Origin of the sequence: Enterobacter sp. CM29, assembly GCF_013179605.1 — a bacterium.
GTDB classification, from domain to species: domain Bacteria; phylum Pseudomonadota; class Gammaproteobacteria; order Enterobacterales; family Enterobacteriaceae; genus Enterobacter; species Enterobacter intestinihominis.
On sequence record NZ_JABMCU010000165.1, the window covers coordinates 1 to 10,058 of the forward strand.

Consider the following 10,058-nt stretch of genomic DNA (forward strand, 5'->3'; position numbering starts at 1 on the left):
GGATTGTGGTTGAGTGTCAGGACGAGCGATCCCAGCACAAGAACAAAGCTAAGGCTTTATCCGTGCTGGGTGCCCGTATCCACGCGGCGGAAATGGCGAAACGCCAGCAGGCGGAAGCCTCTACCCGCCGTAACCTGCTGGGCAGCGGCGACCGTAGCGATCGTAACCGCACCTATAACTTCCCGCAGGGGCGCGTAACCGACCACCGCATCAACCTGACGCTCTACCGTCTGGATGAGGCAATGGAAGGCAAGCTCGATATGCTGATTGAGCCTATCGTGCAGGAATACCAGGCCGACCAGCTGGCGGCGCTGTCCGAGCAGGATTAATGGATTTTCAGCGCTGGTTACGTGAGGCGGCCCGTGAACTTTCAGAAAGTGAAAGCCCGAAGCGGGACGCCGAAATTCTGCTTGAGCATGTGACGGGTAAAGCCCGCACGTATCTGCTGGCTTTCGGCGAAACCGAACTTACAGCTGAACAGCTATCGCAGCTGGGGGCACTGCTCGCCCGCCGTAAAACCGGCGAGCCGGTGGCGCATCTGGTTGGCGAGCGCGAGTTCTGGTCACTTCCGCTGTATGTCTCAGCGGCGACGCTGATCCCGCGCCCGGACACCGAGTGTCTGGTGGAGCAGGCGCTGGCGCGGTTACCGGCGCAGTCGTGTCAGATCCTCGATCTCGGTACCGGCACCGGTGCGATTGCGCTGGCGCTTGCCAGCGAGCGGCCGGACTGTACCGTGATGGCGGTAGACGTGATGCCTGATGCGGTCGCCCTTGCGCGGCGCAACGTTGAACGGCTGAGGCTGAACAATGTTTCCGTTCTGCAAAGCAGCTGGTTTGCCGCGCTTGAAAACCGCATGTTCGAAATGATTGTCAGCAATCCGCCCTACATCGACGAAGACGATCCGCATCTCGCGCAGGGCGACGTGCGTTTTGAACCGTTGACCGCGCTGGTCGCTGCGAATCAGGGACTTGCGGATCTCGATCACATTGTGACAACGTCACGGAAACATTTGCTTCCCGGTGGCTGGCTGCTGGTGGAACATGGGTGGACGCAGGGAGAGGCGGTGCGAGCGCTGTTTACGCGTGCCGGATACGCCGCCGTGGAAACCTGCCGGGATTACGGCGGCAATGAACGTCTGACGCTGGGGCAGTGGTCATGAGCCTGTTTACGCTGCTGATCTCCGTTCACCTGGTTTCCGTTGCTATGACCATCGGCTTTTTCATTGTCCGCTACTGGTGGCGCTACAGCAATAATCCGCTGATTAACGCCCGCTGGGTACGTATCGCCCCACACGGTATCGACACAGTGCTGTTCCTTTCCGGAGCCGGGTTAATGTGGAAGACCGACTATCTGCCATTTACTGATAAAGGCCTATGGCTGACTGAAAAGCTGTTTGGCGTTATCATCTACATCGTTTTGGGTTTTATCGCGCTTGGGCGTCATCGTCCGCGCAGCCAGCAGACAGGGTTTATCGCCTTTCTGCTGGGTCTGGTGGTGCTGTACATCATCATTAAACTCGCCACCACAAGAATACCGTTACTGGGGTAAGTCATGAGGTCCTTAGCCGATTTCGAATTTAACAAAGTGCCGCTATGCGATGGTATGATCCTGATTTCAGAGATGATCCGCGACGATTTCACATCACAGTACGTTTACGCTGAACTGGAGAATCTGGTCAGCCTGGCGCGCGAAGAGATCAATCAGGCACGTCCGCAAGACTGGCAATTAGAGAAGCTGATTGAGCTTTTCTACGGCGAATGGGGTTTCTGCGACACGCGAGGCGTGTATCGCCTGTCTGACGCACTGTGGCTGGACCAGGTGCTGAAAAATCGACAGGGTAGCGCCGTCGCGTTGGGCGCCATTTTACTGTGGGTTGCGCACCGACTGGATATTCCACTGGTGCCGGTCATTTTTCCGACGCAGATGATTTTGCGGGCGGAGTGGCTGGACGGTGAGATGTGGTTAATCAATCCGTTTAACGGGGACACGCTGGATGAGCATACGCTGGACGTCTGGCTGAAAGGCAACATCAGCCCGATAGCGGAGCTGTTCAATGAAGATCTTGATGAAGCCGATAACGCCGAAGTGATCCGCAAGCTGTTGGATACGCTGAAGTCTGCGCTGATGGAAGAGCGTCAGATGGAGCTGGCCCTGCGCGCAAGCGAAGTGCTGTTGCAGTTCAATCCGGAAGATCCGTACGAAATCCGCGACCGCGGCCTGATTTATGCGCAGCTCGACTGCGAGCACGTGGCGCTGAATGATTTGAATTATTTCGTCGAGCAATGTCCGGAAGACCCGATCAGCGAAATGATTCGCGCGCAGATCAACGCGATCGCGCATAAACACATTACACTGCATTAATCTTAATTCCGATTCACACCTGAATAAGGCGATCCTATGAAACAAAAAGTGGTTAGCATTGGTGATATCAACGTGGCAAACGACCTGCCGTTCGTGCTGTTTGGCGGTATGAACGTTCTGGAATCCCGCGATCTCGCTATGCGCATCTGCGAACACTACGTGACCGTGACCCAAAAGCTGGGCATCCCGTACGTGTTTAAAGCCTCTTTTGACAAAGCCAACCGCTCCTCCATTCACTCCTACCGTGGCCCGGGCCTGGAAGAGGGGATGAAGATTTTCCAGGAGCTGAAACAGACGTTTGGCGTGAAAGTGATCACCGACGTGCACGAAGCGTCTCAGGCACAGCCCGTGGCTGATGTGGTAGACGTGATTCAGCTTCCGGCGTTCCTGGCGCGCCAGACTGACCTGGTAGAAGCGATGGCGAAAACCGGTGCCGTGATTAACGTGAAAAAACCGCAGTTCGTGAGCCCTGGCCAGATGGGTAACATCGTCGATAAGTTTATCGAAGGTGGTAACGACCAGGTGATCCTGTGCGACCGTGGTTCAAACTTCGGTTATGACAACCTGGTTGTGGATATGCTGGGCTTCAGCGTAATGAAGAACGTCTCTAACCAGTCTCCGGTGATTTTCGACGTGACCCACTCCCTGCAATGTCGCGACCCGTTTGGCGCCGCCTCTGGCGGGCGTCGTGCGCAAGTGACCGAACTGGCGCGCGCCGGTATGGCAACCGGCCTGGCGGGTCTGTTCATTGAAGCGCACCCGGATCCGGTTAACGCAAAATGCGACGGTCCATCTGCGCTGCCGCTGGATAAGCTGGAGCCATTCCTGAAACAGATTAAAGCGATTGACGATCTGGTGAAGAGCTTCGACGAGCTGGATACCAGCAACTAATAAAAAAACCCGCTTCGGCGGGTTTTTCTTTGCCCGGCGGCGCTACGCTTGCGCGGGCCTACGGGTTTCGTAGGCCGGGTAAGCGCAGCGCACCCGGCAAAAAAATTACGCAAATATCGTCATCAGATACGCAATAAACAGCGCCATATGCGCCGCGCCGTTCAGCACATTGGTGCGACCGGTTGAGAAGGAAATCTGACACAGCAGCAATGAAGCTACCATCACAATCATCTCTGGGGCACCCAGCGCAAACTGCAATTCATTCCCCGTCATAAAGGCAATAAGCGTTACCACCGGAACGGTAAGGGATATGGTCGCCAGAACGGAGCCAAAGAACAGATTCATCGCACGCTGCACCTGATTATTGAGCACCGCTTTCAGCGCTCCCAGGCCTTCTGGCGACAGGATCAACAGGGCTACCAGGAAACCGGTAAAGGCGACCGGCGCGTTCAGTTCAGTTAACAGCGCCTCCAGCGGGTTCGCATTCATCTTGGTGACCGCAATTACCGCAATCAGATGCACGATCAGCCAAACCGTGTGCCACGTGCTGCTGTGGGCCGACGGCTTACCGTGATGCGGGTCATCATCGTCGCCGTCGTCTTCATGCTCGTAAACAAACAGGCTCTGGTGCGTTTTGGTCTGGATCAGCAAGAACACGCCGTACATTGCCGCGGAAATCAGCGCCACCAGCAGCGCCTGGCCGGTGGTGAAGTTTGCGCCCGGCAATGCCATCGGGAATACCAGCACGATAATCGCCAGCGGGAATAGGGCGATCAGATACTGTTTAATGCCAAAAAGGTTCATGTACTGGGTGGCAAATTTGCGGCCACCTAATAAAAGCGAAAAACCGACCAGGCCGCCGGTAACAATCATAATGATGGAGTAGAGCGTATCGCGCATTAACGTTGGTGCGGCGTCGCCGGTGGCCATTAATGCGGAAATTAGACTGACCTCAAGAATCACAACCGAAAGGCTTAAAATTAATGACCCATACGGCTCTCCAAGACGGTGGGCTAAAACATCCGCATGGCGTACCACGCTAAATGCACTGGTTAAAATACCCACCAGAGCCAGAATATTGATCCCCACAACCACTGGCAATGACTGACTGCTTCCCCAGAAGAGCAGCACAGCCAGTGCCAGAACCGGGAAAATGAGAGAGGTCTCCTTGTGGCGGGTCTTTACCGCCTCGTGTGTTGCTGTCATGTGTTTCTCCAACAGTGCAGGTGCTTGTAATTATAGATAGATTTTGAGGGTGTTAAATTAACAGAAAACGGTTAAATACCCTGTATTTTTTACTTAATTTTACCCTTTAATGGGAATTTTCTTCCTGAAGCTTATAATACCTTATTTACACAAAATATTAATTTAATAACAACGCCTTGCGCTCTTAATTAGTTCATTTCTTGCTGTCGGCTGGCACCCTGGCGTATCGTCGTCCACACTTATCTTTTAGCCAAAAGAGAGGTTAACGATGCCATACAAATCGAAAAGCGAATTACCGGATAACGTGCAAAACGTACTGCCTGCCCACGCTCAGGATATCTACAAAGAAGCCTTTAACAGCGCCTGGGATCAGTACAAAGATAAAGAAGATCGCCGGGACGATGCCAGCCGTGAAGAGACGGCGCATAAAGTGGCCTGGGCCGCCGTAAAAAATGACTATGAGAAAGGGGATGATGACAAATGGCACAAAAAGAAATAGCTGCCGAATAATACGCTGCCTCCATTTTGACATTTCAGGCGGTTGAACTGCCGCTGTATTGCATCTGGCCCGCGAATTGCTTATCGTTGCTCAACTGCTGTTAAAATGAACAGCACAGAATGCCGGGAAGGCGCATTAAAGATGTCGCAAGGAAGCATGCAGTGGCGGAGGTGGAATGTGTTAACGCGTGATTTCTTGATGAAGGCAGATTGTAAGACGGCATTTGGTGCTATTGAGGAATCGCTTCTGTGGTCGGCTGAACAACGTGCGGCGTCGCTTGCGGCAACGCTGGCCTGCCGCCCGGATGATGGCCCGGTCTGGATTTTTGGTTACGGCTCGCTGATGTGGAACCCGGCGCTCGAGTTTGTTGAATCGGCAACCGGAACGCTGCCTGGCTGGCACCGCGCCTTCTGTTTGCGCCTGACCGCCGGACGCGGCAGCGCCTGTCAGCCTGGACGTATGCTTGCACTAAAAGAGGGCGGGCGCACCACGGGCGTGGCATACCGGCTGCCGGATACCACGCTGGAAGATGAGCTCACGCTGCTGTGGAAGCGCGAGATGATCACCGGCTGCTATATGCCCAGCTGGTGCAAGCTGGAACTGGACGACGGCCGCACCGTCAACGCGCTGGTGTTCATTATGGATCCGCGCCACCCGCTGTATGAAGCCGACACCCGAACCCAGGTGATTGCCCCGCTGATTGCCGCCGCCAGTGGACCGCTGGGCACTAATGCCCAGTACCTTTTCTCGCTCGATCAGGAGCTGACGCGTCTCGGTATGCAGGACGACTGTCTGAGTGAGCTGGTGGTGAAGGTTAAAGCGCTGCTGGAAGGGAACCCGCTCAGCAATACGCTCCGCCCGGGTTTTGCCTGATAATACGCCCGGCTGGCCGGGCGTTTATGGTTATGCTGCCACGTAACTTACGGAATGTTCGAGCGACTGGCTGTGGCTGTCGATCAGCACATCCCAGGTGCCGGTGTAAGGCACCGTCAGCCAGGCCTTATCATCCTGGACGGTAAGGATATCTGCCTGCGATTGCTTTTGCCCTTTTGTACTCATCAGATGGATGCGGCAACGTTCTGAGCAACGCACCACTACCGTATCCCCGCCAAACAGTTTCAGACTCGTTTTAACTCGTGCCATTTTTTATACCCCGTCGTTTTTGCCCATCCCGAGCGTGATGTTGTTCACAATTTACTCATTGCATAACACCAAAGGGGAAGGTGGGTGATGCTGATTTCGATCAAAAAATGGCGCAACGATTAAACAAAAATGACAAAATCCCTGAAACCTTTCAGCGGACGCGCGTTTTCCCTGCTTAACGCGCGTCCGGGAAAAATTATATGCGGAAATGGCCAGCGGTCTCAGCAAGGTCGCCCGCCTGGCTTTGCAGCGCGCTGGCCGCAGCAGCAGACTGTACAACGAGTTCAGCGTTCTGCTGCACCATGCGATCCAGGTGAGTCACCGCGTGGTTAATTTCATGGATCCCTTTCATCTGCTCGCGGGTGGCAATAGATATTTCACGCATAATGCCAGACACGCTCCCGACGCTGGCGCGGATCTCATCCATGCTGTCGCCCGCAAGGTGCACAAACCGGGAGCCGGTTGCAACGCTTTCGGTAGTGGAGTCAATAAGGGATTTTATCTCTTTCGCCGCCTGAGCGCTGCGGCTGGCCAGATTACGCACTTCCCCCGCAACGACCGCGAACCCACGGCCCTGCTCACCGGCACGAGCCGCTTCGACGGAGGCGTTAAGCGCCAGAATGTTGGTCTGGAAGGCGATGCCGTCAATCACGCTGGTGATATCGCCAATCTTTGCAGAAGCCACTTCGATGGACTGCATGGTGCTGATTGCCTGCGAGACTACTTCGCCGCCGCGCGCTGCGGCCGCAGAGGCCTTACTGGCCTGGTCGTTGGCTTCTTCGGCCGATTCATTCGACTGGGTAACGGAGGCGGTTATCTCTTCCACGGCGCTGGCGGTCTCACGCAGGCTGGACGCGGCCTGCTCGGTTCGTCCGGAGAGATCCTGATTGCCTGCCGCAATCTCCTGCGCGGCGTTTTTCACTGAGGCGCTGGCGTCGCGAAGCTGGACCATCACCACCGAGAGCTTATTGCTGAAGGCGTTGAACGCCTGCGCAATTTGCGCCACTTCGTCATCGCCGCTATCCGGCAGACGCTGGGACAGATCGTTGGTGCCGTTGGCAATGCTGTGCATCGCGTCGCGAATGTCGGACAGGCGCTTAAGCAGGCGGGCTATCAGGAGGTGGACAATGGCGCCGCTCAGAAGCGCCAGAATCACCAGCGAGATTGCCGACGCTTTCAGCAAGGAACGCATGCCGGAGGTGGCGTCGCTGCTGTCGAGGGCGACGACCAGCAGCCAGTTCGTGCCCGGCACGGCTGAGGCGATAAAGGTTTTTTCCTCATCATTGAGCGTCCCGTCGACCGGATTACCGCTCTTCAGCGCCGTAAGGTCGATGCCTTTGATCGTCCCGGTAAACGGCTTCAGCGTCAGGGTTGGCTCGTTGGCGGCAATAACCGTGCCGTCGCTGTTCAGGAGTAACCCGCTGCTGGCAGGCGTTGGGTGGATCCCGCGCACGTTCGCCACCACGCTATCCATGGCGACATCGCCCGCTACCACCGCTATCAGAGTACCATTCTCCTTCACCGGTACTGCAAACGTCACCACCAGCTTCCCGGTCCCGGCATCAACGTAGGGCGCGGTCACAACCGGGCCATCCGTGCTCACCACCTGCTGATACCAGGGACGAATGGTTGGGTCATAATCCGCCGGGACCCCCGCAGGATCGGAGAATTTCGCCGTCTTGCTGGCGTAGCCTGCGTAGACGTTGGTGAAGCCGCCTGCCTGGGCTAATTGCTTAAACACCGGAACCGGATCGTCAGCCAGCGCGATACTCTGCGCGGAGGCAATCACCGTCATTTTGCTTTTGACCCAGTCGGCAATCGCCATATTGTGGCTGGCGCTGGTGCTGGTCAGTATATCGCGCTGCGACTGCTGATTATCCTGGCGCGTGACCTGAAAGTTGATAATGGTATTAAGAAGAAGGGCGACGACCATACAGCCTGTCGTCGCCGCAATGATGCGGGCGCGAATGGATCTGAACATAAGTGTAATACCTGCTGTGTTGTTTCCATGCCTATCGGCAATGGCGCAGGTAAACTTGATGCTGAAACCGCGTCCATAAGAAAATAATATTTTTAGCGATTTATTATTAAAAAGTTAATACTTTATCAGCGGTAAGAGTCCATTCAGCCAGTTCAACCAGCGTGCCAATTTCCACGCCATCAATCAGGGGCAGCCCGGTAATGCCGCGACCGTCGGTACAGGTTTTGCACAGCTTGACCGGAACGTTTTGCGCGGTCAGGATCTCCAGCATGTGTTGTATGTTGTAGCCCTCAGCGGGTTTCTGCCCCTTCAGCGCGGCCGTGACGGCATCGGACATCAAAAAGAGGCGCAGCTCCAGCTCACTCTCCTTATCGCGCAGCGCGATTGCCAGGCGCAGACTGTTAAAAAGGGATTCACTGCCGTAGGCCGCACCGTTGGCGACGATCACAATCTTCTGCATGTTGACTCCTGTTCTTTGAAAAGGCACGAATATTGCTTCTCATACCGAAGAATATGTATCGGAGAGAGAAACGATGACGATAGTGGCTGGCAGTTCGCCTGGCGCGACCGAATGGTTCCAGCGTGCAAGAATGCTGCGGGAGGAACAGCTCGGCAGATTAGCGCAGCTGGGCGCACTGGTGAACGGCATCAGTCGACTGGTGCATATGCTACAGTGCGAACGCGGTGCGTCAAATGTCTGGCTCTGCTCGCAGGGTAAATTGTACGGGCCTGAATGCAAGGCCAGCAGGGCTTTGGTGGATGAAAACCTTGCTGCATTGCACCTCCTGTTTAGCGAACCGCTGCCGGGCAGCGCCCTCTGCGAACGTATCGCCAGCGCACTGCACGGCCTTGAAACGCTGACGGTGCTGCGTGATGGCGTTACAGGTCAACGCGTCACCGCGCCGCAGGCGATGGAACACTACAGCCGCATACTGCGTCATCTGCTCAATATCGTACCTCAACTCAGCGACAGCATTGACGATCCGCACATCGCGGGCCGATTTGTGGCCCTTTACAGCCTGATGCAGGGCAAAGAACTTGTGGGACAAGAGCGGGCGTTAGGGGCTATTGGTTTCACCCAGGGATTCTTTGACGATGAAACTCGCCAGCGGCTGGTGGATCGCATTGATGGCCAGCAGGCCTGCTTTGAGGTTTTTATCTCCCATTGCACTCCAGACGTGCAGGAGACGTTTACCCTCAACTGTCAGCCGGGTCTGGAGACTGAAAAACTCAGGCGTGAAGCGTGCACCCGCCAGCCTCCGGCAGATAATGGCGATACCGCCCTCAAATGGTTTGCCCTGCAAACCGCGCGCCTTGAGCATCTGCGCACGCTGGAGGAGGTGGCCATTGCCGATCTGATGACGGCAGTTGAGGAGCGTCGCTATAGCGAAAACCTGCACGTAGACGATGAGTACGACGATATCCTGGCGCGATTTCCGGATAGACCACTGCTGCCGCTGGTGCGCCAGCAGGCGCGTGAAATTGAGCAACTCTCCCGTCAGCTTGCTTCCCTGCGCGACACGCTGGAGGAGCGCAAGACCATCGACAAAGCCAAAAGCGTGCTAATGACGCATCAGAACATGAGCGAGGAGCAGGCGTGGACATCCCTGCGCAAAATGGCGATGGATAAAAACCAACGCATGGTGGATATCGCCCGTGCGCTCCTTACGGTAAAAAATCTGTGGAAGATACCCCCTGGGGAGTAGTTGCACAGTCAGTGGGCATTTAATGCCTGATTGAGGTGCGTAAAAGAGCGCTCTCATTGCAAAAACCCCGTAACGCCGGGGTTAAAAAGCTGGCATCACCTTTGCATTAACAGATTAACTATTTTTGACGATGCGCCAACGGCGGTGCATACGTCTTCGGGATAAAGGCGTCCAGCGGTGCTTCAGCACCGTCGGGCGCTTTTTTTTGCCTTTTTTCAGGAGCAATTATGGCGGATTTGTCGAGACGGCGTTTATTGCAGGCCAGCATGCT

Annotated in this window: 12 protein-coding genes; 8 read left to right on the forward strand and 4 right to left on the reverse strand. The window is 55.5% G+C overall.

What is annotated here, in order from left to right; genetic code table 11:
• From HP459_RS17545 to kdsA, 5 genes are all read left to right on the forward strand, one after another.
• On the forward strand, positions 1 to 329 hold a 329-nt coding region (locus HP459_RS17545), incomplete at its 5' end, for a peptide chain release factor-like protein (protein ID WP_301540997.1).
• On the forward strand, positions 329 to 1,159 hold the full coding sequence (gene prmC / locus HP459_RS17550; RefSeq protein ID WP_058677190.1) for a peptide chain release factor N(5)-glutamine methyltransferase: 831 nt from the start codon (positions 329 to 331) through the stop codon (positions 1,157 to 1,159). The genes HP459_RS17545 and prmC, both read left to right, overlap by 1 nt.
• Positions 1,156 to 1,548: an invasion regulator SirB2 gene (sirB2, locus tag HP459_RS17555; RefSeq protein WP_171936552.1), complete on the forward strand. Its 393-nt coding sequence runs from the start codon at positions 1,156 to 1,158 to the stop codon at positions 1,546 to 1,548. The genes prmC and sirB2 overlap by 4 nt, the downstream gene beginning before the upstream one ends.
• A 3-nt stretch (positions 1,549 to 1,551) precedes the next feature.
• A complete protein-coding gene (sirB1, locus tag HP459_RS17560) occupies positions 1,552 to 2,361 on the forward strand; it encodes an invasion regulator SirB1 (RefSeq protein WP_022648376.1) in 810 nt (269 codons plus the stop codon).
• Positions 2,362 to 2,397: 36 nt separating this feature from the next.
• Positions 2,398 to 3,252 carry a 3-deoxy-8-phosphooctulonate synthase gene (kdsA, locus tag HP459_RS17565; RefSeq protein WP_022648375.1) on the forward strand — a complete coding sequence of 285 codons (855 nt, stop codon included), beginning with the start codon at positions 2,398 to 2,400 and terminating at the stop codon, positions 3,250 to 3,252.
• 105 nt (positions 3,253 to 3,357) lie between these two features.
• Here kdsA and chaA read toward each other — a convergent pair whose 3' ends face one another.
• Complete coding sequence (chaA, locus tag HP459_RS17570) at positions 3,358 to 4,458, reverse strand: sodium-potassium/proton antiporter ChaA (protein WP_171936553.1); 1,101 nt, start codon at positions 4,456 to 4,458, stop codon at positions 3,358 to 3,360.
• 268 nt (positions 4,459 to 4,726) lie between these two features.
• Between chaA and chaB the strand changes: the two genes are divergently transcribed.
• Positions 4,727 to 4,957 carry a putative cation transport regulator ChaB gene (gene chaB / locus HP459_RS17575; protein ID WP_003856674.1) on the forward strand — a complete coding sequence of 77 codons (231 nt, stop codon included), beginning with the start codon at positions 4,727 to 4,729 and terminating at the stop codon, positions 4,955 to 4,957.
• Between the two features lie 177 nt (positions 4,958 to 5,134).
• Positions 5,135 to 5,830 (forward strand): gamma-glutamylcyclotransferase, encoded by a 696-nt coding sequence (locus HP459_RS17580; protein ID WP_017384255.1) that lies wholly within the window; start codon positions 5,135 to 5,137, stop codon positions 5,828 to 5,830.
• A gap of 30 nt (positions 5,831 to 5,860) precedes the next feature.
• Here HP459_RS17580 and HP459_RS17585 read toward each other — a convergent pair whose 3' ends face one another.
• The 3 genes from HP459_RS17585 to HP459_RS17595 form a co-directional block, all read right to left on the reverse strand.
• Positions 5,861 to 6,100 carry a hypothetical protein gene (locus HP459_RS17585; RefSeq protein ID WP_015570352.1) on the reverse strand — a complete coding sequence of 80 codons (240 nt, stop codon included), beginning with the start codon at positions 6,098 to 6,100 and terminating at the stop codon, positions 5,861 to 5,863.
• 196 nt (positions 6,101 to 6,296) lie between these two features.
• Positions 6,297 to 8,081, reverse strand: coding sequence for a methyl-accepting chemotaxis protein (locus HP459_RS17590; RefSeq protein ID WP_063146350.1), 1,785 nt, complete (start codon positions 8,079 to 8,081; stop codon positions 6,297 to 6,299).
• A gap of 106 nt (positions 8,082 to 8,187) precedes the next feature.
• A complete protein-coding gene (locus HP459_RS17595; protein ID WP_023300288.1) occupies positions 8,188 to 8,541 on the reverse strand; it encodes a DsrE/DsrF/TusD sulfur relay family protein in 354 nt (117 codons plus the stop codon).
• Between the two features lie 73 nt (positions 8,542 to 8,614).
• On the opposite strand from HP459_RS17595, the gene nasR reads away from it, so the two are divergent.
• On the forward strand, positions 8,615 to 9,787 hold the full coding sequence (gene nasR, locus HP459_RS17600; protein ID WP_155025924.1) for a nitrate regulatory protein NasR: 1,173 nt from the start codon (positions 8,615 to 8,617) through the stop codon (positions 9,785 to 9,787).
• Positions 9,788 to 10,058 lie beyond the last annotated feature (271 nt).

Coding starts and splice junctions, on each gene's coding strand:
- prmC (WP_058677190.1), top strand. CDS start 329: ATGGATTTTCAGCGCTGGTTACGTGAGGCGGCCCGTGAACTTTCAGAA.
- sirB2 (WP_171936552.1), top strand. CDS start 1,156: ATGAGCCTGTTTACGCTGCTGATCTCCGTTCACCTGGTTTCCGTTGCT.
- sirB1 (WP_022648376.1), top strand. CDS start 1,552: ATGAGGTCCTTAGCCGATTTCGAATTTAACAAAGTGCCGCTATGCGAT.
- kdsA (WP_022648375.1), top strand. CDS start 2,398: ATGAAACAAAAAGTGGTTAGCATTGGTGATATCAACGTGGCAAACGAC.
- chaA (WP_171936553.1), bottom strand. CDS start 4,458: ATGACAGCAACACACGAGGCGGTAAAGACCCGCCACAAGGAGACCTCT.
- chaB (WP_003856674.1), top strand. CDS start 4,727: ATGCCATACAAATCGAAAAGCGAATTACCGGATAACGTGCAAAACGTA.
- HP459_RS17585 (WP_015570352.1), bottom strand. CDS start 6,100: ATGGCACGAGTTAAAACGAGTCTGAAACTGTTTGGCGGGGATACGGTA.
- HP459_RS17590 (WP_063146350.1), bottom strand. CDS start 8,081: ATGTTCAGATCCATTCGCGCCCGCATCATTGCGGCGACGACAGGCTGT.
- HP459_RS17595 (WP_023300288.1), bottom strand. CDS start 8,541: ATGCAGAAGATTGTGATCGTCGCCAACGGTGCGGCCTACGGCAGTGAA.
- nasR (WP_155025924.1), top strand. CDS start 8,615: ATGACGATAGTGGCTGGCAGTTCGCCTGGCGCGACCGAATGGTTCCAG.